The 23,430-nt window shown below is 74.6% G+C and carries 16 protein-coding genes; 7 read left to right on the forward strand and 9 right to left on the reverse strand.

Annotated elements, in window-relative coordinates; genetic code table 11:
* Positions 1 to 54: 54 nt before the first annotated feature.
* Both B4U46_RS02845 and acs read right to left on the reverse strand, forming a co-directional pair.
* Positions 55 to 807, reverse strand: coding sequence for a GNAT family N-acetyltransferase (locus B4U46_RS02845; RefSeq protein WP_079423770.1), 753 nt, complete (start codon positions 805 to 807; stop codon positions 55 to 57).
* A gap of 203 nt (positions 808 to 1,010) precedes the next feature.
* Positions 1,011 to 2,990 carry an acetate--CoA ligase gene (gene acs / locus B4U46_RS02850; RefSeq protein WP_079423773.1) on the reverse strand — a complete coding sequence of 660 codons (1,980 nt, stop codon included), beginning with the start codon at positions 2,988 to 2,990 and terminating at the stop codon, positions 1,011 to 1,013.
* A 356-nt stretch (positions 2,991 to 3,346) separates the two neighbouring features.
* Between acs and B4U46_RS02855 the strand changes: the two genes are divergently transcribed.
* The 3 genes from B4U46_RS02855 (at position 3,347) to glpK (ending at position 7,380) form a co-directional block, all read left to right on the forward strand.
* Positions 3,347 to 4,774, forward strand: a complete 1,428-nt coding sequence (locus tag B4U46_RS02855) for an amidohydrolase family protein (RefSeq protein WP_237292572.1) — start codon at positions 3,347 to 3,349, stop codon at positions 4,772 to 4,774.
* A 200-nt stretch (positions 4,775 to 4,974) separates the two neighbouring features.
* Positions 4,975 to 5,823 (forward strand): MIP/aquaporin family protein, encoded by an 849-nt coding sequence (locus tag B4U46_RS02860; RefSeq protein WP_079423776.1) that lies wholly within the window; start codon positions 4,975 to 4,977, stop codon positions 5,821 to 5,823.
* 39 nt (positions 5,824 to 5,862) lie between these two features.
* The gene (gene glpK / locus B4U46_RS02865; protein ID WP_079423779.1) at positions 5,863 to 7,380 is read left to right on the forward strand and encodes a glycerol kinase GlpK; all 1,518 of its coding nucleotides are present in this window, start codon (positions 5,863 to 5,865) and stop codon (positions 7,378 to 7,380) included.
* Between the two features lie 100 nt (positions 7,381 to 7,480).
* Here the strand turns inward: glpK and B4U46_RS40025 are convergent, their stop codons facing one another.
* The 3 genes from B4U46_RS40025 to B4U46_RS02880 all read right to left on the reverse strand — a co-directional run bounded on the left by B4U46_RS40025 (position 7,481) and on the right by B4U46_RS02880 (position 11,102).
* On the reverse strand, positions 7,481 to 8,605 hold the full coding sequence (locus tag B4U46_RS40025; protein WP_159036878.1) for an MFS transporter: 1,125 nt from the start codon (positions 8,603 to 8,605) through the stop codon (positions 7,481 to 7,483).
* A 140-nt stretch (positions 8,606 to 8,745) separates the two neighbouring features.
* On the reverse strand, positions 8,746 to 10,053 hold the full coding sequence (locus B4U46_RS02875; RefSeq protein ID WP_079423784.1) for a DegT/DnrJ/EryC1/StrS family aminotransferase: 1,308 nt from the start codon (positions 10,051 to 10,053) through the stop codon (positions 8,746 to 8,748).
* A complete protein-coding gene (locus B4U46_RS02880; RefSeq protein WP_237292574.1) occupies positions 10,047 to 11,102 on the reverse strand; it encodes an NAD-dependent epimerase/dehydratase family protein in 1,056 nt (351 codons plus the stop codon). The genes B4U46_RS02875 and B4U46_RS02880 overlap by 7 nt, the downstream gene beginning before the upstream one ends.
* Before the next feature lie 762 nt (positions 11,103 to 11,864).
* Between B4U46_RS02880 and B4U46_RS02885 the strand changes: the two genes are divergently transcribed.
* The 4 genes from B4U46_RS02885 to B4U46_RS02895 all read left to right on the forward strand — a co-directional run bounded on the left by B4U46_RS02885 (position 11,865) and on the right by B4U46_RS02895 (position 15,171).
* The gene (locus B4U46_RS02885) at positions 11,865 to 13,049 is read left to right on the forward strand and encodes an acyl-CoA dehydrogenase family protein (RefSeq protein ID WP_079423786.1); all 1,185 of its coding nucleotides are present in this window, start codon (positions 11,865 to 11,867) and stop codon (positions 13,047 to 13,049) included.
* Positions 13,050 to 13,144: 95 nt separating this feature from the next.
* Positions 13,145 to 13,603: an RrF2 family transcriptional regulator gene (locus B4U46_RS02890; protein ID WP_079423788.1), complete on the forward strand. Its 459-nt coding sequence runs from the start codon at positions 13,145 to 13,147 to the stop codon at positions 13,601 to 13,603.
* A gap of 138 nt (positions 13,604 to 13,741) precedes the next feature.
* Positions 13,742 to 13,840 (forward strand): putative leader peptide, encoded by a 99-nt coding sequence (locus B4U46_RS40560; protein ID WP_398898851.1) that lies wholly within the window; start codon positions 13,742 to 13,744, stop codon positions 13,838 to 13,840.
* A 218-nt stretch (positions 13,841 to 14,058) separates the two neighbouring features.
* On the forward strand, positions 14,059 to 15,171 hold the full coding sequence (locus B4U46_RS02895) for an aliphatic sulfonate ABC transporter substrate-binding protein (RefSeq protein WP_079423790.1): 1,113 nt from the start codon (positions 14,059 to 14,061) through the stop codon (positions 15,169 to 15,171).
* Positions 15,172 to 15,331: 160 nt separating this feature from the next.
* Here B4U46_RS02895 and B4U46_RS02900 read toward each other — a convergent pair whose 3' ends face one another.
* From B4U46_RS02900 to B4U46_RS02915, 4 genes are all read right to left on the reverse strand, one after another.
* Positions 15,332 to 16,072 carry a class I SAM-dependent methyltransferase gene (locus B4U46_RS02900; protein ID WP_079423792.1) on the reverse strand — a complete coding sequence of 247 codons (741 nt, stop codon included), beginning with the start codon at positions 16,070 to 16,072 and terminating at the stop codon, positions 15,332 to 15,334.
* Between the two features lie 184 nt (positions 16,073 to 16,256).
* Entirely contained in the window at positions 16,257 to 17,225 is a 969-nt protein-coding gene (locus B4U46_RS02905; protein WP_079423794.1) for an ABC transporter ATP-binding protein, read from the reverse strand.
* Complete coding sequence (locus B4U46_RS02910) at positions 17,222 to 20,092, reverse strand: hypothetical protein (RefSeq protein ID WP_079423796.1); 2,871 nt, start codon at positions 20,090 to 20,092, stop codon at positions 17,222 to 17,224. Before B4U46_RS02910 ends, B4U46_RS02905 begins: the two co-directional genes overlap by 4 nt.
* Positions 20,089 to 23,358, reverse strand: coding sequence for an FtsX-like permease family protein (locus B4U46_RS02915; RefSeq protein WP_079423798.1), 3,270 nt, complete (start codon positions 23,356 to 23,358; stop codon positions 20,089 to 20,091). The genes B4U46_RS02910 and B4U46_RS02915 overlap by 4 nt, the downstream gene beginning before the upstream one ends.
* Between the last annotated feature and the right edge of the window lie 72 nt (positions 23,359 to 23,430).

Raw genomic sequence — 23,430 nt, forward strand, 5'->3', positions numbered from 1 at the left:
CCCGTTTCTCTCGGTTCAGGGTTCGGTGTGCGTGTGCGTGTGCACGGGGGCTGGTCAGTGGCGCACCAACTCGATGCAGCCGCCGGTCCGTTCGGCGCCCGCGCCTTCGAAGAGGGCGAGGGCGGCCGTGTTGGTCTCGTCCACTTCGGCCCAGGCCGAGGTGATGCCCCGGTGGTGGAGCGACCCGAGCGCGTGGGCCAGCAGGGCCCGCCCGATGCCGTGGCGCCGGTCCTCGGCCCGCACGGCGATCAGTCCGATCCGGGCCCGGCGGCGGACCGCCGCCACCCGGACCAGCCCGGCGTACCGGCCGCCCCGCGTCGCCACAGCGTACTTCGCCGGGTCCAGGGGCAGCGAGCCGGTGGGCCCGGCCACGACCTCGGCCGGCATGGTGCGCCAGCCGACGGAGGCTTCGACCTCCTCGCGGATCGCCCGGTCCAGTGCGCGCAGCCGCCCCGGGTCCGCCTCGGTGCCGGGCAGGACCACCACCTCCGGGGGAGGTGCGAGGGCCCCGGGGGCGGTGGGGAGGGTGTATTCGCGCTCGCGGCGTCCGACGGCGAAGCCGAGGCGCTCCCACCGCGCCTTGAGGCCGGGGTCGTCCGCGGCGACGAGGGTGTGGACCGGGGTGGCGGGGAGGTCCGCCAGCACGGCGGTGGCGAGCCGGTCGAAGACCGGGTCCTGCCACACGTCGACGCTGACGAAGAGCCGCCCGTCGGGCCGGTGCGAGATGTCGCCGTGGCCGACGGTCCGGCCGTCCGACACGGCCTCCCACTGGGTTTCGGCGGTGCGGGTGATGATGACTGGGTCCATGGCTGTCGCCTTTCAGGAGTGCGTGGTCCGGGCACTCCCGACGACACCTGGGTCAGTCGCACACCGTGGGGAGAGGAGGGAGCACCCACTTCGATACAGCGTTCACGGGTCTCACCTCCTGGCGGTCTTTCACGGCGCTCCGCACCCTACCCGCCGGCCGCTCCCCCGCCCAACCGGTTTTCCGGCGGCGGGGCGATTGCGGTTCACTCCTCCTCCCCGCGCCCCTGCGCCGCGGGGAGCCGCTCCTTGATGACGTCCATCACGGCGCTGTCGGTGAGGGTGGTGACGTCGCCGAGGGCGCGGTGGTCGGCGACGTCGCGCAGCAGCCGGCGCATGATCTTCCCGGAACGGGTCTTGGGCAGCTCGGGCACCACCAGGATCTCGCGGGGCCGGGCGATGGGGCCGATCTCCCGGGCCACGTGCGCGCGCAGTTCCTCCGCGACGCCGGGCCCCGCGCCGTCGTCGCCGCTGCCGGCACCGGCGCGCAGGATGACGAAGGCGACGATGCCCTGGCCGGTCGTCGGGTCCGCGGCGCCGACCACCGCCGCCTCGGCGACCCTGGGGTGCGAGACGAGCGCCGACTCGACCTCCGTGGTGGAGATCCGGTGTCCGGAGACGTTCATCACGTCGTCGACGCGGCCGAGCAGCCAGATGTCGCCGTCCTCGTCCTTCTTGGCCCCGTCCCCGGCGAAGTAGCGGCCCGGGAACCGCGACCAGTACGTCTCGACGTAGCGCTGCCGGTCGCCCCAGATGGTCCGCAGCATCGCCGGCCAGGGCTCGGTGAGCACCAGGTAGCCGCCGGAGCCGTTCGGCACCGGGTCGCCGCGGTCGTCCACCACGTCCGCGACGACGCCGGGCAGCGGGCCCATCGCCGAACCGGGCTTGCAGACGCTGACCCCGGGCAGCGGGCTGAGCATCTGGGCGCCCGTCTCGGTCTGCCACCAGGTGTCCACCACGGGGCAGCGGTCGCCCCCGATGGCGCGCCGGTACCAGATCCAGGCCTCCGGGTTGATCGGCTCGCCGACCGAACCGATGACGCGCAGGCTGCTCAGGTCGAAGGCGTCCGGGACCTCCTCGCCCCACTTCATGAAGGTGCGGATCGCGGTCGGCGCGCAGTACAGGATGCTGACCCGGTACTTCTCCACGATCTCCCACCAGCGGCCCTGGTGCGGGGTGTCGGGGGTGCCCTCGTACATGACGGAGGTGGTGCCGTTGGCGAGCGGCCCGTAGACGATGTAGGAGTGGCCCGTCACCCAGCCGATGTCGGCCGCGGTCCAGAAGACGTCCCGCTCGGGTTTGAGGTCGAAGACCGCCCAGTGCGTCCAGGCGACCTGGGTCAGGTACCCGCCGGAGGTGTGCAGGATGCCCTTGGGCTTCGCCGTGGTCCCCGAGGTGTACATGATGTACAGCGGGTGCTCGGCGTCGAAGGGCCGCGCGTCGTGCTGCGGGGACTGGCGGTCCACGAGCTCGTGCCACCACACGTCGCGCCCCTCGGTGAAGGGCACGTCCTGGCCCGTGCGGCGGACGACGACCACGGTGCGCACGCCGGGGCAGTCGGCCACGGCGCTGTCCACGGCGGGCTTCAGGGCGGTGGCGGCGCCCTTGCGGTAGCCGCCGTCGGCGGTGATCACCACCCTGGCGTCGCAGTCGAGGATGCGCCCTTTGAGGGCGTCGGAGGAGAAGCCGCCGAAGACGACGGTGTGCGGGGCCCCGATCCGGGCGCAGGCGAGCATCGCCACGGCCGTCTCGGGGATCATCGGCATGTAGATCGCGATCCGGTCGCCCTCCCGGACCCCGAGCTCGGTGAGGGCGTTGGCGGCCCGGCAGACCTCGTCCTTCAGCTGTGCGTAGGTGATGGTCCGGGTGTCGCCGGGCTCGCCCTCCCAGTGGAAGGCGACCCGGTCGCCGTGCCCCGCCTCGACGTGCCGGTCGACGCAGTTGCGGGCGACGTTGAGGCGGCCGCCGGTGAACCAGCGCGCGAACGGGGCGTCCGACCAGTCCAGGACCTCGGTCCAGGGCTCGGCCCACTCGAGCCGCCGCGCCTGGGCCGCCCAGAAGCCGAGCCGGTCCCGTTCCGCTTCCAGCCGGGTCCGGTCGGTGGCGTTGGCCGTCGCGGCGAGGTCCTGCGGAGGGGGGAAGCGGCGCGCCTCGTGCGACAGGTTGGAAAGGGTCTGGTCACTCATGGCCACTCCTCCGGCCGGCCCGCGCCCGCCTCCGGGCACGGCTCTGGGCTCGGCACGGCATCTGCGCCGGCACCCGCTCGTCCGCAGCCCGCGCTGCCGTCCTCCGGTTCACCCGCGGTCCGCCAGCCCGGCACCGCACCCGGCGCCTTTCCCCTAGGGATCCACCCAAACCGGTCGCCGGCTGCGGGACCGGCTGGGCGGCGACGGGCGGCCGGTTCGGAAAAAGTTTTCCACTGACGTCTATCGAATGGCCGTCCACTGGGAATGCTGCGTGTGTTCTCCCGCCCCGGCCCGACGCTCCGTCAGCTTCCCGCCCGGGCGGGCCTTCCGTACGGAGCCCTCGGGAGGTAACACGCATGCAGTCCATCCCCACCGCGCCCCCGGCCCCCACCCGCCGCGGTCTCCTCGCCGGCCTCGGGCTGGCCGCCGCCGCCCCGCTCCTCCTCGGCGGCGCCCCCCGCCCCGCACTCCCCCGGCAGGCCGTGGCGCCCGCCCCCGGCGGTACGACGGTCCTGCTCCGCCGGGCCTCCCTCGTGCTCACCATGGACCCCGCCCTCGGCAGCGGCCCCCTCGGCGCCCTCGAGAACGCCGACGTCCTGATGCGCGACGGCGCCATCGCCGCCGTCGGCACTTCGCTGCCGGCGCCCTACGGCGCCCGGGTGGTGGAGAGTTCGGGCAAGCTGGTCATGCCGGGGTTCATCGACACCCACAACCACCTGTGGCAGGCGATGTTCCGGGGCGGCTGCACCGACCGGGACCTGTTCGGCTGGTTCCGGGCCTGTACCGACCCCCAGCGCGGCCTCCTGACCCCCGACGCCCTGCACAGCTTCGTCCGCCTCGCCGCCCTCGACGCCGTGCAGTCGGGCGTGACCACGCTGGTCGACTGGGTGGACATCTTCTCGTACGACCTCGTCGAGAGCTACGTGCGGGCCTTGGCCGGCACCGGCCTGCGGTTCACGTACGCCCTGTACCCCCCGGCCCCCGACGGGGCGCTGGCGGCGAAGGTGAAGCGGGAACTGGTCGACCCGGTCCCGCTCGGCTCCTTCCAGATCGCCACCCACGCGTCCCGCGCCGCCCGGGCCGACAACCGCGCCCACTGGGAACTCGCCCAGGACCTGGGGGTCATGCTCAACTCCCACGTCCTGGAACGCCCGGAGATGCGCGCCGACGACCCCGTGGGCGTCCTCGCCGGCATCGGCGCACTGGGTCCCCGGCTGCTGATGAACCACGCGATCCACCTCACGGACGCGGAGATCGCCGCCGTCGCCGAGCACGACGTGCGCCTGGCCCACTGCCCGCTCAGCAACATGCGGCTGGCCTCCGGCATCATGCGGCTGTCGGACCTCGGACGCAGGGGCGTCAAGGTCGGCCTCGGTCTGGACGGCGGCACCAACGACACCTCCGACTTCCACGCGCTCATGAAGACGGCCATCGGCCTGCAACGCGCCCGCTCGACCGAAGCCGGCGTCTTCCCGCAGGTCGAGGACGTGCTGCGGATGGCCACCCTGGGCGGCGCCGAGGTCATCGGCCTCGCGGACCGGGTGGGCTCCCTGACCCCCGGCAAACGGGCCGACCTGCTGGTCATCGACCCGGCGGCGCTGAACTTCGCCCCGCGCTTCGACTGGATCGGCCAGATCGTCTTCAACGGGCGCCCCGAGAACATCGAGGCCGTGTTCGTGGACGGCCGGCCGCTGAAACTCGGCGGGCGGCTGGTCGACGTCGACCCGGCACGGGTGGTCCGCGAGGCCGAGACGGCGGCCGGCCGGCTGCGCTCGGCGGCGTAGGGCGGGGCGCGGCGACGGGGAGGCCACGGGCAGGCGCTCCGCCGTCGCCGTGCCCGCGCGCCCGATCTCCCCGCCGGACTTACGATGTCGCTAGGCCGTGCGTTCTGGATCAGGTCTGATCGGATCCGATCCAAAAGGCCCGGCCCGGAGCACTCGGGGCAGTCGACGGCCGGTCTCTGGCCGGCGGGAAGCGGGCACCCATGGCTGAGCGGCTCAAAAGGTCCGGATTGATCGGCGAGCTCTCGGCAGAGTTCGCGGGGACCATGATCCTCATCCTGTTCGGCGTCGGTGTGGTGGCCCAGGTGGTCGCCGGCGGCGCCCTCACCAATCCGCCGGGCGGCCTCGGGAACCACGACAGCATCGCCTGGGCCTGGGGCCTCGGCGTCACCCTCGGCGTGTACGTCGCCGCCAGGCTGAGCGGCGCGCACCTGAACCCGGCGGTGACGCTCGCGCTGGCGGCGTTCAAGGGGTTCCCGTGGAAGCACGTGGCCCCGTACGCGCTGGCCCAGACGGCCGGCGCCTTCGTGGCCGCCCTCATCGTGCGCTGGAACTACTCCGAGGCGCTGGCGAAGGCGGACCCCACCCACACCATCAAGACGCAGGGCGTGTTCTCCACGCTGCCGGCCAACGGCAACCCCAACCTGCCGGTCACCGAATGGGGGGCGCTGCGCGACCAGGTCATCGGCACCGCCATCCTGCTGCTGCTGATCCTCGCGGTGACCGACCTGCTCAACACGGCCCCCGGCGCCAACCTCGGCCCGTTCATCGTCGGCCTCATCGTGGTGGGGATCGGCATGGCCTGGGGCACCGACGCCGGCTACGCCATCAACCCGGCCCGCGACTTCGGCCCCCGCCTGGCGAGCTTCCTCACCGGGTACGGCGGAGCGTGGCGGGACCAGTACGGGCACTTCTACTTCTGGGTGCCCATCATCGGTCCGCTGATCGGCGGCCTGCTGGGAGCGGGTCTGTACAAGTTCTTCATCGGCCGGTACCTGCCGACCGCCGAGCCGGAGCCCCCCGGGCGCGTGCCGGTCCCGGACGAGAGCTGATCCGACCCGCGAGGACGGGCCCAAGAGAGGCGGCAACCCATGGCTGATTTCGTCGGCGCAGTGGACCAGGGCACCACCAGCACCCGTTTCATGATCTTCGACCATGCGGGCAACGAGGTGGCCAGGCACCAGCTGGAGCACGCCCAGATCCTGCCCCGCTCGGGGTGGGTCGAGCACGACCCGGTCGAGATCTGGGAACGCACCAACTCCGTGATCCAGAACGCCCTGCGGCACGGAAACCTTTCCGCGACCGACCTGGCGGCCATCGGCATCACCAACCAGCGGGAGACGACCGTCGTCTGGGACCCGCGCACCGGCCGCCCCTACTACAACGCCATCGTCTGGCAGGACACCCGTACCGACTCCATCGCCGCGGCGCTGGAACGCTCGGGGCAGGGCGACGTGATCCGCCGCAAGGCGGGCCTGCCGCCGGCGACCTACTTCTCCGGCGGCAAGATCCAGTGGATCCTGGAGAACGTCGACGGGGTCCGCGAGGCCGCCGAGCAGGGGCACGCCCTGTTCGGGAACACCGACTGCTGGGTGCTGTGGAACCTCACCGGCGGTCCCGACGGAGGCATCCACGCCACCGACGTCACCAATGCCAGCCGCACGATGCTGATGGACCTGGAGACCCTCGACTGGGACGAAGAGCTGCTGGGCTTCTTCGGCGTGCCCCGCTCGATGCTGCCGGCCATCAACCCCTCCTCCCACCCCGAGGCGTACGGGCACGCCCGCTCCTCCCGGCCCCTGCGGGCCGCCATCCCCATCACCGGGGTCCTCGGCGACCAGCAGGCGGCCACGGTCGGACAGGTCTGCTACGCCCCGGGCGAGGCCAAGAACACCTACGGCACCGGCAACTTCCTGGTGCTCAACACCGGTACCGAGCTGGTCCGGTCCCGGCACGGCCTGCTGACCACCGTGGCGTACCAGTTCGCGGGCCAGCCCGCGGTCTACGCCCTGGAGGGCTCCATCGCCGTCACCGGCTCCGCGGTGCAGTGGCTGCGCGACCAGCTGAAGATCATCAACGATGCCGCCGAGACCGAACGCCTGGCCTCCACCGTCGAGGACAGCGGCGGCATCTACTTCGTGCCGGCCTTCTCCGGCCTGTTCGCCCCGTACTGGCGCTCCGACGCCCGCGGCGCGATCGTCGGGCTCGCCCGCTACCACGACAGCGGCCACCTGGCCCGGGCCACCCTGGAGGCCATCTGCTACCAGAGCCGGGACGTGGTGGAGGCCATGGAGCAGGACTCCGGCGTCCACCTGGACGTGCTGAAGGTGGACGGCGGCGTGACCGCCAACGACCTGTGCATGCAGATCCAGGCCGACGTGCTGGGCGTACCGGTCAGCCGGCCGGTCGTCGCCGAGACGACCGCGCTCGGCGCGGCCTACGCCGCCGGACTGGCGACGGGGTTCTGGCGGGACACGGACGAGCTGCGCACCCACTGGCAGGAGTCCAAGCGCTGGGAGCCCCGGTGGTCCGAGGAGCAGCGGGAGGAGGGCTACGCGGGCTGGAAGAAGGCCGTGGAACGCACCCTCGACTGGGCCAAGGTCGAGTAGCCGCCGGGCCGGACGCGAGCCGGACGCCGGAGCGGGCCGGGACGGGCCCGCTCCGGCGCCGACGTGCCCCGGGGCGGGCCCCTCCCGGCCCGTCCCTGGGTCAGCCGCGGCGCAGGCGGGTGGCCAGGAGCGCCATCGCCGCCATCAGCGCCGGCAGCACGAGCATCGCCCACCGCAGGGTCGCCGCCTCCGCCAGCGCGCCGATGACCGGGGGTCCCGCCAGGAAGCCGACGTAGCCCACCGCCGAGACGGCGGCGATGGAGGAGCCGGTGCGCTCGGGCCGCAGCCCGGCCGCGTGGGCGAAGACGAGCGGGATGACGGCGGCCATGCCCAGCCCCAGCAGCCCGTAGCCGACGAAGCCCGCCGCCGTCGTGGCCACCAGGATCGGGATGAGGGCCCCGGCACCCGCCACCGCGGCGCACAGCAGCGTGAAGCGGACGGTGCCGAGGCGGGACCGCAGCCGGTCGGCGGTGAGCCGGCCCGCGACCATGCCCGCGGAGAAGACGGCGTAGCCCAGTCCCGCCGCGCCCGGTGAGGCTCCGGTCTCCTCCTTCAGGTACACCGCGCCCCAGTCGTTGACCACCCCCTCCCCCATCAGCGCGCAGAACGCCACCAGGCCCGGGATCCACAGGCCCGGGCCGGGCAGGGCCAGCAGGGGGTCGCGCCGGGAGGGGCCCTCGGCCCGCGGGGGGTCGGGGGCCAGGGCGGTGGCCGCCGCGCCCGCCACCACCAGCAGGACGAGTGCCGCCACCGTGAAGTGCGCCCGGATGCCGATCCCGGCGGAGGCGGCCAGTCCGCCCGCCGTGGCCCCGGTGATCCCGCCGAGGCTGAACATGGCGTGGAACCCGCCGAGGACGGGGCGCCCGTAGGCGCGTTCGACGAGGACGCCCTGGGTGTTCATCGCGACGTCGACGGCCGTGTTGCCGCACGCGAACAGGGCCAGGGCCGCCGTCAGCACGGCCAGGTCCGGGACGTGGGGCAGGCTCGCGAGGGCGCCCAGGTAGGCGACCAGGCCCGCGCACAGGACCTTGCGGCTGCCGTACCGGGCCACCAGGCCGCCGACCAGCGGAAGCCCGAGGAAGGCCCCGCCGCTCAGGCCGACGAGGGCGATCGCCAGCTCCCCGGCGGACAGGTCCAGCCGGCTCTGGACGGCGGGGACCCGGGCCGCCCAGGTGGCGAAGGCGGCTCCGGTGACGAAGAAGACCGCGCAGACGGCCAGCCGCATGGCCCGCGGACTCCGGCCACCGCTCCGGTTCCGGTCGCCGTTCCGGTTCCGGTTCCGGTCGCGGGCCGTCGGCGCCGTCCGTCCGTCCGCGATACCGGGCTCGGGCTCGTTGCGCATCCGCTCCGTCCCCTGTCGTCGTGTCACCGCGCCGAGTCGGCCGTCCGCCGGGTCAGGGCGATCAGCGCCTCCCGTTCCTCGACAAGGACCTTGTACAGGACTTCGGCGTAGCGGCGCATCGTCGTGTGGTCGTTGGGCGGCCCGAACGAGCTGAAGCTCTGGCCCAGCACCAGCCGGCGCAGGCAGATCTCCTCGCTCACGGGGTAGTGCGCCGGATCGTAGTGGTGTCCGGGCCGGGCGTGTCCGCAGCTCCAGGGGCAGCCCCGGCCGTAGCCGCGCAGCTCCTGGAAGAGGGTCTGCCCGGGCACGGGCTGCGGCTGCCAGCGCATGATGTGCAGGCCTTCGGCGTTCACCGCCCGGGCGAGGGCGTCGCGGAAGGCGGCGACGGGAAGGCCGTCGAGTCCGAGTTCCTCGGGCATGACGAGCAGCGGGTAGAAGAAGTACACGTGCGTGCGGTCCCCGGGTACGGCCGGCGTACGGATGCCGGGCACGCCGGCGAGGGCGTCCGTGAGCGCCGCGCCGTTGGCCTGCCGGGCGAGGGACATCTCCGGCAGGCGGGTGAGCTGGGAGCGGGCGAAGGCGGCGGCCAGGACGTCGATGCGGTAGTTCCAGCCCATGATGCGGGCGTTGTAGTCGCGGCTCTGGCCGGGAAGTTCCTCGCCGAACATCAGCACCCGCCGGGCCAGCCGGTGCTGTTCCTCGTCGCGGGTCGCGAACAGGCCGCCCTCGCCGAGGGCGGAGAGGGTCTTGGACCCGTTGAGGCTGGCCCCGCTCATCGTGCCCAGCGACCCGACCGGGCGGCCCCGGTAGACGGCGCCGTGGGCCTGGGAGGCGTCCTCGATGAGGACGAGGCCGCGGCGGTCGGCGATCTCCCGCAGGGCGTCGTGGTCGGCGGGCAGGCCGTTGAGGTCGACGGCGACGATGGCGCGGGTGCGGTCGGTGATCCGCTCCTCGATCCGGGCCGGGTCGATGTTGAACGTCTCGATGTCGGTGTCCACGAACACCGGGATCGCGTTGGCCTGGAGCACGCAGGAGGCCGAGGCCAGGAAGGTGTCGGCCGGCACGAGCACCTCGTCGCCCGGCTCCACACCGGCGGCCGCGATCGCCATGTGCAGGGCGGCCGTACCGGAGTTGGCGGCCAGGACGTAGGGCATGCCGGTGAACTCGGCCCAGGCCTCCTCCAGTTCACGGACCGTACGCATGGGCCAGTGCCAGGGGGTCGCCTGGTCCAGGGCGTCGAGGACGGCCTTGCGGTCGGCGTCGGTGACCTGCGGCCAGGGGGCCACCTCGTTCCCGGCCAGCAGCGGGGAACCCCCGTCGACGGCTAGCACGTTCCGGCCTCCTCACGGACCCCGGCGGCGGCGCTCGCCGTCAGCCTCCGGCGGGCCGGGGCCTCCCGGCGGAACACCGCCCGGGCGGAGGGGACCTCGGGGAAGGCACCGAGCAGTCCGGCCAGGCCCGTGAGCCCCTCGGCCAGCGTGACCCGCGGGGTGAAGCCCAGCCCCGTCAGCCGGGTGACGTCGGCGAGGAGGGTGAAGCTGTCGGCCAGGCTGGAGGTGTCGGCGGTCAGCAGCGCCGGCCGTCCGGTCGCCGTGCCCACCGCGTCGGCCAGTTCACGCATCGAGACGGCGGTGCCGGTGCCCAGGTTGTAGGTCTCGCCGTCGGCGCCGCGGGCGGCCAGGACCAGCATGGCCCGGCACAGGTCCTCGACGTGGATGAAGTCGCGGCGCTTGCGGTCGATGTCCCCGACCACGGGGATGGGCCGTTCGTTGAGGTGCCAGCGCAGGAACTGCGAGACCTCGCCGCCCGCGCGGCGCGGGTCCTCGCCGGGACCGTAGACGACGAAGGACCGGCCGATGACGACGGGCAGTCCGGCCGTCGCGTACAGGCTGCGCAGGGTCAGTTCGCCGGAGAGCTTCGAGGCGCCGTACGGCAGGAAGGGCTGCGTGGGGTGGTCCTCGCGGATCGGGCTGTGGAGCGGGGTGCCGTAGACGATGGCGGAGGAGAGGTAGACGAGGCGGCGCACGCCCAGTTCCAGGCAGGCGTTGCCGACGTTGCAGGTCCCGAGGGCGTTGAGCTGGAAGTCGCGGCGGGGGTCGGCCACCGACTCGGTGCCGCTGGCGTTGCCGGCCAGGTGGAACACGGCGTCGGCGCTCTGCAGAGCCAATAAGGTCTCGCCGTAGTCCCGCAGGTCGGCGCGGACGTGGGAGACGCCGGGCAGGGTCTCGAGCTCGGCGGGGAGGGGGGCGTGGTCGACGACGGTGACCTTCCGGGACAGCAGGCTGAGGGCCGTGACGAGGTGCCGGCCGACGAAACCGGCTCCACCGGTGACGGCCACTGACTCGTAGGGGGTTTCGGGGATGTCCGGACCGTGGTGCACGATCGCTCCATTCGAGGTTCCAGGCGAGGGAGTCGACGGGTACGGGCGCACGCACTGGCCGGTGGTCACCCGGGGCGCACCCGCCTGCCGCCGCGCACCCGGCGGTACGCTCGAAAACGGCGGTGCTGTTCAACCCTGGCCCGGACCGCGGTGACGCTCACGCACCTGATCGGTTACGGCTCAACCAGTTCACCACGCCGCCTCCCCGACGACGCAAGGGGGGCCGGTGAGACTGGCCGAGACTGCCCGCCTTCCGGCCGTGCGGCGGCGAGAAGAGCGGAGCCGGTACGTTTCCGTGACGACCAAGGGCGGAGGGAGCCGCTCCGCCCGAACCGGAAGCATGGCGCGGCCCGCGCGCGGCGGGCCCGGATGGCCGGTTCCCCCGTGCGGCCCTCCGGCCGGCCCTCCGTCCGGTCCTCCGTCCGTCCTCCGGCGCGGTCCCGCCCCGTGCGGTCCTACCCGTGCGCGCGGGTCGTCCTCGTGGGGACGAACTCCCCCGGCCCGGGCGTCCGCTGACGGAGGGTCCTGTCCCCGAGGGGTCCTCGAGTGCGGGGACCGGCCCCTGACCTGCACCGTCTCGGATCCCAAGACCGCCCGGTCCATCATCCGGTCGCACCCTTGCCGGGAAGGCCGCGCCCGGGCAAGTATTCCTATCAATCCGGTGGGAAAGGTGGGGATCGGGTGCCGTCTTCCACCCGCGCCCTCTGCGCGCCTCCCGGCGACCGGCCCGGCGCCACCCGACGACCTCCCGGAGCAGCCGACATGACCACCGCCGTTCCCTCCGACGCACGGCGCCGCGCGCTGCTGCGGACCGCCCGCGACGTGGCGGACGACCTGGCCGCGGACGCCATAGCCCGCGACCAGGCGGGCGAGCCGCCGGCCGACGAGACGGCCCGGCTGCGCGAGGCGGGGCTGCCCGCGGCCCTCACCCCGCCGAGGCCGGGCCGCGGGACCGACTGGCGGACCGGATGTGCCGTCATCAGGGAGGTGTCCGCGGCGGACGCGTCGATCGGCGAAGTGCTCGCCCGGCACTACGCGCACACCTGGAGCGGCCGGTTCTACGCCACCGACCAGCAAGCCGCCGCCCTGGAGGAGGAGTCGGCGCGCGGACAGTGGCTGTGGACCGGCGCGGTCCACCCGCCGGCGCCCCTTGAGGACACCGGCCGGCCGGACCTGACCCTGCGGCCGCGGGCCGGGGGGCAGGTACTGGACGGACGCCGCCTCGTGGACACGGCGGTGGCCACCGCCGACCAGATCGTGGTGGACGCGGTGTGCGCCGCGACGGGGGACGTGCTGGTGGTGCGCGTCCCGCAGGGCTCGCGGGGGCTGCGCGTCGAACCGGCCCGCGGCCGCCTCGGGCAGCGCGTCGCCGGCGCGGGCGAGGCCGTCTTCGACCGCGTCACCGTCGCGCCCGGGCAGGTGCTGGGCCGCCTGCCGCGTGACGAGGAGTCGGCCGCGCCCTTCACGGCGCTCGCCGAGCCCGCGCTCCGTCTCGCCCTCTGCCACGTCGGCCTCGGCATCGCCGAGGGCGCCCTCGGCGAGACCCGCGACCTCAGCCGCAGCGGCCGCGCCCACCGGCTGCCCGGCGAGGACCCCGACCTCTTCCTGGCCTACGGGGAACTGGCCTCCGCCGCGCAGACGGCCACCGCCGTGGCCGACCGGGCGACGGAGGTGATGGCGCAGGCCCTCGAAGCCGGTGCGCGGCCCGACGCGGAGGAGGCCGCCGCCGTCGCCGCCCTGGTCGCCACGGCCGAGACCGTCACCGCGAAGGCCGCCCTGCACATCACCGCCCGGGTACTGGAGTTCGCCGACGCCCCCGGCCTCGACCGGTTCTGGCGCAACGCCCGCGTCCTGACGTCCCAGCGCCCGGTCGCGCACCGCCTGCGCTCCATCGGCGAGCACTACCTCAACGGCTCGCACCGCGCGGTGGCGGCCGCCCTCCGCTGACCTGGGGCTTCCACCCGGGCGGCGGAGGTCCCGCCCGGCAGGCCGCGGCGCACCCGCGGGGGACGGCGGCCGGCCCCGTACGCGATACTGTCCGCATGCGGATCTCAGCCAGGGCGGACTACGCGGTACGTGCCGCGCTGCAGCTCGCCGCCTCGCAGGACGACGAGCCGCTGAAGGCCGAGGCCATCGCCGAGGCCCAGGACATCCCGCACAAGTTCCTCGAGGGGATCCTCGGCGACATGCGCCGCGGCGGCCTCGTGCTCAGCAGGCGCGGCGGCAACGGAGGCTACCGGCTGGCCAGGCCGGCCGCGTCCATCAGCATCGCCGACGTCATCCGTGTCGTGGACGGACCGCTCGTCTCGGTGCGCGGGGTCCGCCCGCCGGACCTCTCCTACACCGGCCCCGCCGAGTCGTTGCTCCCCCTGTGGATCGCCCTGAGGGCGAACGTCCGCGAGATCCTCGACGGGGTGTCCCTCGCCGACGTCGCGGCCTGCGCACTGCCCGCCGAGGTGTCCGCCCTGGCCCACACCCCGGGCGCCTGGACCAACCCCTGACCCCCTGCCCCACCTGCGCTTTCCCGGATCGCGAGACGGCTGCGTCCACCATTCGGTCACCCTCTTGGGGCGGGTACCCCGGTCTGCCAAGATGCCTACCAACCAGGTGGGAAAACTAGGAATCCAGGGAGGCGACCCATGCGCACACCGCACCGTGCCCGGCGTACGCCGTCCCTGATCTCCCGCCGGCACATCGATCTGGCCCGTACCGCCAGCGCCATCTGTCAGCCTTCCTGACACCGCTCCCCGGCCCGGCTCCACGGGCGGAGCGCCGGCCGACCGGCCGGCCGTCCGCCCGGCCCGCCCTGCGGACACCGCCCGCGTCCCGGTTCACCGGGCCCGCCACGGCGCTCCCGCATCCGAGGGCCGGAGAGCGGAACCGTGTACGCCGATGCCCCTCGACGCCCGTCGCGCACCGCCTTTCCCTGCATCCCATCCCCCGAAAGGACACCTCCGTGTCTGCCGCAAGATCGCGCACCGCCCTTCGCGCCCTCGCCGTCACCGCCGCACTCCCCCTGCTGCTCACCGCCTGCGGCTACGGTTCCGAGGCGAAGAAGGAGGAGCCCAAGGCGGCCGGCGCCACCGCCGACGGCGGCGCGAAGCTCTCGGCGTCCGAGGTCCGCATCGGGTACTTCCCGAACCTGACCCACGCCACCGCCCTGGTCGGCCTCCAGGAAGGCCTCATCGCCAAGGAACTCGGCGCCACCCAGATCAAGCCGCAGACCTTCAACGCCGGCCCCTCCGAGATCGAAGCCCTCAACGGCGGCTCCCTCGACATCGGCTTCATCGGCCCCTCCCCCTCCATCAACGGCTACGTCAAGTCCAAGGGCTCCAACCTGCGGATCATCTCCGGCTCCGCCTCCGGCGGCGTCAAGCTCGTCGTCAACCCCGACAAGATCAAGACCCTCGACGACCTCAAGGGCAAGAAGATCGCCACCCCGCAGAAGGGCAACACCCAGGACGTCGCCTTCCTCAACTGGATCGCCGAGAAGGGCTGGACGGTCGACCCCGAATCCGGCAAGGGCGACGTCTCCGTCGTCCGCACCGACAACAAGGTCACCCCCGACGCCTTCAAGCAGGGCTCCATCGACGGCGCCTGGGTCCCCGAACCCACCGCCTCCAAGCTCGTCTCCGACGGCGGCACCGTCCTCCTCGACGAGACCTCCCTGTGGCCCGACAAGAAGTTCGTCATCACCAACGTCATCGTGTCCCAGAAGTTCCTCAAGGAACACGCCGACGTCGTCGAGGCCGTCCTGCGCGGCACCGTCAAGACCAACGAGTGGATCAACGCCAACCCCGAGAAGGCCAAGGCCTCCGCCAACGCCAAGCTCAAGGCCGACAGCGGCAAGGAACTCGACGCCAAGGTCCTCGACCCGGCCTGGCAGTCCATCCTCGTCACCGACGACCCCCTCGCGGGCACCCTGAAGACCGAGTCCGACTGGGCCGTCAAGGCCAAGCTCCTGGACAAGCCCGACCTCACCGGCATCTACGACCTCACCCTCCTCAACAAGGTCCTCAAGACCGCCGGAAAGCCCGAGGTCTCCGACGCCGGCCTCGGAACCAAGTAGCCGCCCGGGCCCACCCGGCCGGAACACGGCGGCGGGGCACCGCGAAAGTGCGGTGCCCCGGCGCTGGCCCCCGAGCTCGCACCGGCCCGGCCCGCCTGCGGAGGGCCGGGCCGGTGCGGGCCGTACCCGGCCGGGCCGGGTCAGGCCCGGCCGGTCCCGGTCAGGCGGTGCAGCGGATCATGGTCAGCGGGCGGTTGGCGTCGTGGTCCGCCCAGAACTCCTCGCCGAACTTCTCCACGCCCTCCGCCGACACCTCCAGCGTGACCCACTCGATCCCGGTGAACCCGGCCGCCGTCAGGGTCCGCTCGTACGTCTCCTTCGACGGGACGACCGCCTCGAAGGAGACCGGCGGGTCGAGCAGGGCGGTGAGGCGGATCCCCCGTCCGATCTCGTTGTCCTTGCCGGTCGACTCGAACAGGAAGCCGTACTTCTCCAGCGACGGGCCGCCGAAGTCGTAGCCCGGGTTCTGGACGAACAGGAAGAACGAGCCGCCGGCGACGAGGCTGCGCCGGATGTTGCGCATCATCAGCTCGATCTCGGCGACCTCGCTCGCGTAGTTGAACGCCTGCACGGCCACGGCGACGTCGAACGGCTCCTCGAAGACCTGCAGGGTGGCCGTGTCGGCGACCTGGTACTCGATGCCGAGGGGCTCGGCCTTCTCGATCGCGGTGGCCGCGTCGACCATCGCGCCGGAGATGTCGAACCCGAAGACGCGGGAAGCGCCGCGGCGCTTGAGTTCACGGCTGTAGAAGCCGGTGCCGCAGGCGATGTCCAGGACGGACTTGCCGCTGACGTCGCCGACCAGGGCGAGGAAGCCCGGCACCTCGGCGTAGCGGATGACGGGCAGGGTCTTGAAGCCTTCGAAGGCTTCGCCGATACCGTCGTACAACTGACCACTCATCGTGGTTCCCCCTCGATTTGTGGCGTCGGCTCTCATGACGAGCCGCGGCCCTCACCAGGAAGTCTGCTCCGCGACCGAGGTCGCCCAGCACTGGTGAAATGCACGAAAGTCCTGGTGGCCGCACCGAGGTGCGCACAAACGAGCGCACCCGGCCCCGGCTCCGGGAGGATCCTCCGACACCGGGTCAGCCGGCCCCGTCCGGCCGCAGTTCGATGTGGTCCGGGGCCAGGTCGACCGCCACGCGGTGTTCCATGCCCAGGGCCGCGAGGAACTTCTGCGGCAGCTGGACGCGGCCCGAGCGGTCGAGGACGACGTACTCCCGTTCGCTGACGGATTCCTCGCCGTGCTCGTCGGTGACCAGACTGCGCAGGACCTCGCTGCTGGTGCGGCCGTCGCGGATCGCCACGGTGCGGCGGACCTCGCCCGCCACCATGGGGTCGTGCGTCACGATGACCACGGTCACGCCGAGTTCCTTGTTCGCGGTGCGGAAGGTCTCGAAGACGGCGGCCGCGGTCTCCGAGTCCAGTTCGCCCGTGGGCTCGTCGGCCAGCAGCACGCCGGGGTCGTTGGCCATCGCCACGGCGATCGCGACGCGCTGCTGCTGCCCGCCCGACAGCTGCGCCGGGTGCCGGTCGGCCAGGTCGCTGATCCCGAGGGCGTCCAGCACCTCCGCGACCCGGGCGGCCTGGCGGGCGCGCGCGCCGCGCCGTCCGCCACCGCCGCCTCCGCCCTTCAACTGCATGGGCAGGGCAACGTTCTGAGCTGCCGTCAGGAAGGGAAGCAGGTTGCGGGCCGTCTGCTGGAAGACGAACCCGACCGCTTCGCGCCGGTAGCGCAGCCGGTCCCGCGCCGACAGCTCCAGCAGGTCGTAGCCGGCGACCGCCGCGCTGCCCGCCGTCGGTACGTCCAGGCCCGCCAGGATGTTCAGCAGGGTGGACTTGCCGCTGCCCGAGGCTCCGACGAGGGCCACCAGGTCGCCCTGGGCGACGGTCAGTTCCAGCCCCTGGAGGGCCTGGACCTCGATCCCGTCCGTGCTGAAGATCCGCACCAGACGGTCGCAGGCGATCGCGGCGTCAGGCGCGGGGGTACGGGCCCGGGTGGCCGCCGCCGCCCTGCGGTGCAGCTCCTCGTACGTCGGCTGGTCGGTGTTCAACGCTGGTCTCCCGCTCTCAACTCGGTGGTGATCTGCCGTCGCCCGGATGTCGCCGCCTCCAGGAGCACGGCCGCGGCGACCAGCGCGGCCAGGCCCAGGGCCGGAGTCAGCACGGCCGCCGCGCTGAGCCGTACTCCGGTCGGCGCGCTCGCGCCGACCAGCGTGGACAGGTCCATCGCCGGGCCCAGCAGGGCCACCGCGGCCGCCGCCGCCAGGGCCCCGCCGAGGGCGGCGGCCAGGGTCTGCGGCAGGGCCTCGGCGAGGATCAGGGCCACGCCCTGACGGCGGCGCAGCCCCATGGTGCGCAGCCGGGCCAGCAGGGCCGCCCGTTCGGGGACGGTGCGCAGCAGGGTCAGCAGCACGGCCAGCAGCGCGAATCCGGCCGCGGCGGCCACGCAGGACCAGAACAGGCGCTCGGCGGAGCCCTGGAGCGGATCGGCGCCCAGTTCGGCGACGTACTCGGCGCTGGTGCGCACCACGTAGCGTTCGTCGGCCGGCTTCGCGCCGGAGCGGGCGGTCCGCGTCAGGGCGCGTAGCCGCTCCCCGTCGACGGGCCCGAGGGCCAGCCACCGGTTGGGCTGGACGCCGCCGCGGATCAGGGCCGTCGCGGGACCGGCCGGCAGCACGACGGTCTCGCCGCCCGGGCCCGACGGGGCGGGGGTGCAGCCGGTCACTGCGGCGGTGCGTACGTGCAGCTCCCCGCCGGGTCCCGGCCGCAGCGCGTACGTGCCCGGCCCGGCCTTGCGGGCCAGACCGGAGCTGAACAGGACCGGCACGGGGGCGTCGGCGGAACCCGTGCCGCCGACGCCCAGCAGGGCGGGGTCGAAGGTGCCGCAGCCCAGGCCGCGGGAGAGTTCCGCGTACGCGGCGGGCTCCGCGACGACCAGGGTGACCCGGGTACGGCCCTCGGCGGTGCCCTGGACGAAGGAGTCGTCGTCGGTCCACACCGGCACGGACGTCCGTACGCCCGGCAGCCGGGCAGCGGACTTCACCAGCGCGTCCGGGAGCGACCCGGCCCCGACCGCGGAGACACCCGCGTCACCCCCGATGGTCCGGTGCGCCGCCGCGAGGCGGCCCGCGTCCACGGAGGCCAGGACCGCGGCTCCGAACCCGCCGGTCGTGACGGCCAGCAGCAGGGCGATCAGCGGCAGGACGGAGGGGCCGGTCCGGCCGCGTACCGGGGTGCCCGCGCCCCGGCCGCCCGGGCCCCGCGCGGCCCGCACCAGCCCGAGGAAGCCGACCAGACCGCGGCTGCGGCCGGCCATCCGGGCGAGCCCCCCGGTGACCAGCGGCAGCACCCGGGCCAGCAGCAGGCCCCCGCACAGCGCGAGCAGCAGCGGAGCGGCGATCAGCAGCGGGTCCGTGCCGCTGCCGGCGGGCGCGACCCCGCGACGGCGCACCTCCCACACGGCGGCCCCGGCGGCGGCGAGGACCAGCAGTTCGGCCACGGGCCTGCGCCACCGCGCGGCCGGCCGCGGCGGGGACAGCAGGAAGGCGGCACGGACCGGGAAGGCCAGCAGCGCGAGCAGGGCGACGGCGGCGGCGCAGAGCAGCGAGGCCGCGAGCCGGGGCGTGGGCAGCGTCAGGACGGCGAGCGCGGTGGCCGCCGCGGCCGCCGGGAGCACCGTGACGGCGCCCTCGGCGAGGAGCCGGCCGACGATGCCGGTGCGCGAGCCGCCGCGCGCGAGCAGCAGCCGCAGCTCGGACTCCCGGCGGTCGGCGGCGAGCGCGCCGGCCAGGCACAGCACGACGAGGGCGACGCCCGCCACCCCGGCGGGTCCGATCGCGGCGAGCGGTGCCGCGGCCTGGCTGCGGGCCCTGGCCTGGGCGAACAGCTCGGGCAGCCGGGAGTTGGTCCGGAGCATCTCGCGCCCGGTCTGTGTGACGAGTTCGGCGGAGACGGGCCCGGTGATGTAGGAGGCGATGTCCTGCTCGGTGGCGCCGAGCCGGTCCGCCCGCAGCCGGCCGGTGTCCACCGGCAGGCGCCAGAAGTCCTCGGCGGTGAAGCTCCAGCCGTCCAGGCGGGGCAGGTCGGCGGCCCCGACCAGGGCGTCGGCCCCCCAGAAGCTGTTCTCGCCCTGGTGGTACTCGCAGGCGAAGGCGAGGCAGCCCAGGTCCACCCAGAAGTCCTCGCTCTCGTCCGCGACCGTGTAGAGGCCGACGACCTCGGCGCGGGGCCCGCCACCGGGCACGGAGGACGTGGTCAGGACCGATCCGAGGCGGGCCCCGATGGTCCGGGCGGTGCGCTGCGAGAGCGCGATCCGCAGGGGCGGGCCGTCGTCGGCGGCGCCGCGGGCGGTGCCGGGTGCCGTGCCGGCGGCGGGTGCGTCGTTGGGCCACTGGCCCTCCACCAGCCGGACGTGCGCCCGGGCGTTGCGCACGTACAGCAGGCGCATCACGGGCGGCAGGCCGGAGGGGGCGGAGAGTTCCGGGTTCAGCAGGCCCCGGCCCTTGACGGTCCAGGTGCCGTACACCACGGTGCCCGGGTCGACGTGGAAGCTGTCCCCGGTGTGCGCGAGCAAGGTCGTCCGCGTCGCGTCGAGGGCGTCCGTGCCCTGCGCCTGCTGCGGGCGCGGAGAGGTGGTCAGCAGGCTGGTGTAGCCGGGCCCGCCGCGCTGGAGGAAGGCGCGCAGCGCCTGGTCGGCGCCCCGGTCCTGGGCGCGCGGCAGCGCGGCGGCCAGCAGGACGGCGACGAACGCGAGCACGGCGGCCAGGACGCTGCCGAGGCGGGCGGCCCGCAGCCGGGTCCTGACCCAGGGCGCGGGCCGGGGACCGGGCCGCCCGGCGGCCTGCGGGGGCCCGGGGCGGGCGGGCGGCGGAGGGGGCACGGAGGCGTCCTCGGTCGCGGACGGCGGCGGGGTGCTCACATCTCCTCCACGGGGCGCAGCCGGGCGGCGATGTCGCGGCCCCGGGGGCCGCCGGAGGCGGCCGACAGCAGGGGGACGGCCGCGATGGCGGCGGCCGTCAGCAGGGTCTGCCCCAGCGGCATGTCCACCCGTACGGGCGGGAACGGCCGGTGCGCGGCCGGGGTCAGCACGACCAGGGGTGCCATCAGGTGGACGAGGGCGACGCCCAGCCCGGTCCCGACGGCGGTCCCGAGGAGGACCAGCACTCCCCCCTCCGCGGCGGCGGCCCGGGCCAGCGAGCGGCGGGGGGTGCCGAGCGCGAGCAGCACGGAGAACTCCCGGCCGCGCACGCGCCGTTCGGCGGCGGTGGCGGTGGCGAAGCCGATGGCGGCCAGGACCGCGCAGGCGGCGGCGAGGGCGGCGAGCGCGCTCTGCGGGCCGGCGCTGAGCGGGTCGTCCAGCAGGCCTGCGGTGATCTCCCCGCTCAGCTGGACGTGCTCGGTCCTGACCCCTTCGCGGAGTTTCTCCGCCGCGCGGGCCGGGAGCAGGTCGGCGGCCGAGGTGGCGGGCAGCCACCATTCGCTGGGCGTGGGCGGCTGCTGCCCGGCGGTCTCCATCAGGAACCGGCCGAGGGTGCGCAGGTCGACGGCGAGCGCCGTGCGTCCGGCGACGGGGAGGGCTTCGACGGCGGCGGTGATCCGCAGCGGGACGCTCACCCCGTCGACGGTGATGTGCACCGTGTCGCCCGCGGCGGCGCCGAGGGAGCGCAGGTAGCCGGTGGTGGCGACGGCCGGGACCGGGGTGGCGGGCGGGGCGGCGGGGGCGGGGAACAGCAGGGCGTGGACTCCCCTCTCGGTGCCCAACCCGCCCCAGTAGCGCAGCCGGAGCAGGCCGGCGGTGCCGTCCGCGGGCGGGGAGAGGACGGGGGTCCCCGAGGCGCGGGGCTGCGCGGGGGGCGCCGTCTGCCAGCCTCCCGTGCCCGGGGCGACCGCTACGGCTCCGCCGTCCGGGGTGTCGGACACGGCGAGCCGGCGGACGGTCAGTTCGGCTCCGTCGCCGGCGGGGCCGCCGTCGCCGGCGTACGCGAGGTCGATCCCCGCCAGGGCCAGCGGGGTGGCGGCGGAGCCGATCGGAGCATCGGTCAGTGCGTCGAGGGGGAAGCGGAGGGTGGCGTCGCCGCCGGTGGGGAGGGTGGCCTGCGGTGTCGTGTGGGTGGCTCCGAACCGGTCGCGCAGGAGCAGGCTCACGGCGGCGTAGCTCGTACCGGTGGTCCGTACCGTCACGTCGAGGTCGATGCGGCGGGGCGCACCGGGGAGGGTGAGCGCGGGCGCCCCCGCCGGGGCGCCGGCGGTGCCGGGCGCGAGCGGGGCGAAGAGCTCCCGCATGCTCTTGCCGTCGCGCAGGTCGGCGCGCAGCGGTACCCGTTCGCCCGTCTTGGCGGCGTCGAGCGCGAGGAGGCCGGCGGTGCCTCCGCCCGGCAGCGGCTGGTCCTGGCGGACCACCGGGATCAGGCGGTCGGCGCCCGGGAGGGACCCGTAGCGTCCGCCCTGCCCCATCGGGGACATGCTGCTGCCGGTGATCCGCAGTCCGCCGGCGGTCGCGAACTCCGCCTGGTCCCGCTGGGAGGCGGACCAGGCAGCGTGCTGGCCGAGGGCCAGGACCCCGCTGGAGACGGCGAGGACGAGCAGCAGTACGGGCCCGGTGGCGCGGCCGGGCCGGCGGGCGAGCTGCCAGCCGAACAGGGCCGGGCCCAGGCTCCGGCCGCGTGCTGCGAGCCGTCCTCCGGCCCGGGCGGCGAACGGCAGCAGCCGCAGGACCAGCAGGGTGCCCGCGCACAGGGCGAGGACGGGGGCCGCGACGAGGACCGGGTCCACGCCGAGTCCGCCGTCGGCGGGGCCGGTGGCCGTCGTGTCGGTGCCCCCGTAGTGGGAGAGCTGCTGGTAGCAGAGGACGGCGAGGGCCACCACGGCCAGGTCGAGTCCGGAGCGTGCGGCGCCCGTCACCAGCGCCTGCCTGCGGCCGGCCCGGCGCAGTACGGCGGCCGAGGCGCCGCGCAGGGCGGAGGGGAGGGTGGTGAGCAGGACGCAGGCCAGGGCGCAGCCGGCGGCGGCCGGCCAGACCAGCCAGGTGTCCGGGACCTCCAGGCGGACCCGTCCGAGCGGGCCGAAGCGGCCGAGCAGGCGCAGCAGGGGCGGTGCGAGCAGCGGTGCCAGGACGGCGGCCGGGAGGGCGAGCAGCAGTGACTCGGCCGCGCTCAGCACGCCCAGGCGCCGGCGTGAGGCGCCGCGTGCGGTGAGCAGGATCCGTTCCGGTTCCTGGCGGGCCGTCATGAGGTGGGAGACGAGTAGCAGGGCGGCGGCCGAGAGGACGGCGAGCTGGAGGGCGCCGACCAGCAGGGTGGAGCGGGCGACCAGCAGTCCGGAGTCCAGCCGGCCGAGCAGTTCGGGCAGTTCGGTGGCGGCCTGGAGCGAGGTGGTGCGCTTCAGGGCGGCGCCGGCGGGGTCGGCTGCGGCCCGGACGGTCCTGGCCCCGGCGGTGGTGACCGTGCGCAGGTCGGGGGTGAGGAGGGTGCCGCGGTAGTTCTGGAGGATGCCGCCTGCCGTGAAGGCGGTGTCGTCCACCATGAGCGGGCCGTAGGTGGTGAAGCTCGCGACCTGGAGTTCTCGGCCGCCGAGCGGGTCGAGCCGCCAGTACCCGGAGTCGGGGTCGGCGGCCTTGTACACGCCGGTGACCAGCACGGTCAGCGGGGGCCCGCCGAAGCGGTCGTCCAGCCGGACGGGCGCGGGCAGCGCGGACTCGGCGAGGCCGAGGCGGGCGAGCGCGGTGCGCGGTACGGCGGCCTGGAGCGGCTGGGCGGGGTCGCCGGCGGGGGCGGTGACGGGCCGGGGCCAGGCGCCGGCGAGCAGCCGTACGTGCTCGCGGCCGAGCGCGGCCAGCAGGGTCAGGTCGGCGTCGCGGCCCGGGGCGGCGGCGCCGGGGAGTCCGTAGGAGCGGCTGCGGGCCACGCTCTCGGAGGCCACCGGGAGCCTGCCGAAGACCTGGCCCGCGTAGGCCCGTACGGCCTCGTCGTCCTTGGCGCGCGCGGAGACGGCCTGGCCGCTGGTGACGACGACGGTGGTCCGGGAGTGTTCCGGGCCGGTCAGCGCCCGGCGCAGCCCCTCCTGCCCCACTCCGCGGGTGAAGGCCGTCAGCGCGGTCAGCGCGGTCGCGGTGATCAGTACGGTGAGCAGTACGGCGACGGCGAGCGGCCATCGCCCGCGCAGTCGGCGCACGACGAAGCCGAGCACGTGTGCGGTCCCTCCCCCGTCCGGACCTTCGGCACCGGATAGCGGACGATGTTGTCAGATCCGGTCGAAACA

Origin of the sequence: Streptomyces katrae (assembly GCF_002028425.1) — a bacterium.
Lineage (GTDB): Bacteria > Actinomycetota > Actinomycetes > Streptomycetales > Streptomycetaceae > Streptomyces > Streptomyces katrae_A.

Excerpts from the sequence above, each read along its gene's own strand:
- B4U46_RS02890 (WP_079423788.1), top strand. The coding sequence starts at position 13,145 with ATGCGGATCTCAGCCAGGGCGGACTACGCGGTACGTGCCGCGCTGCAG.
- B4U46_RS02860 (WP_079423776.1), top strand. The coding sequence starts at position 4,975 with ATGGCTGAGCGGCTCAAAAGGTCCGGATTGATCGGCGAGCTCTCGGCA.
- acs (WP_079423773.1), bottom strand. The coding sequence starts at position 2,990 with ATGAGTGACCAGACCCTTTCCAACCTGTCGCACGAGGCGCGCCGCTTC.
- glpK (WP_079423779.1), top strand. The coding sequence starts at position 5,863 with ATGGCTGATTTCGTCGGCGCAGTGGACCAGGGCACCACCAGCACCCGT.
- B4U46_RS40025 (WP_159036878.1), bottom strand. The coding sequence starts at position 8,605 with ATGCGGCTGGCCGTCTGCGCGGTCTTCTTCGTCACCGGAGCCGCCTTC.
- B4U46_RS40560 (WP_398898851.1), top strand. The coding sequence starts at position 13,742 with ATGCGCACACCGCACCGTGCCCGGCGTACGCCGTCCCTGATCTCCCGC.
- B4U46_RS02885 (WP_079423786.1), top strand. The coding sequence starts at position 11,865 with ATGACCACCGCCGTTCCCTCCGACGCACGGCGCCGCGCGCTGCTGCGG.
- B4U46_RS02845 (WP_079423770.1), bottom strand. The coding sequence starts at position 807 with ATGGACCCAGTCATCATCACCCGCACCGCCGAAACCCAGTGGGAGGCC.
- B4U46_RS02855 (WP_237292572.1), top strand. The coding sequence starts at position 3,347 with ATGCAGTCCATCCCCACCGCGCCCCCGGCCCCCACCCGCCGCGGTCTC.
- B4U46_RS02900 (WP_079423792.1), bottom strand. The coding sequence starts at position 16,072 with ATGAGTGGTCAGTTGTACGACGGTATCGGCGAAGCCTTCGAAGGCTTC.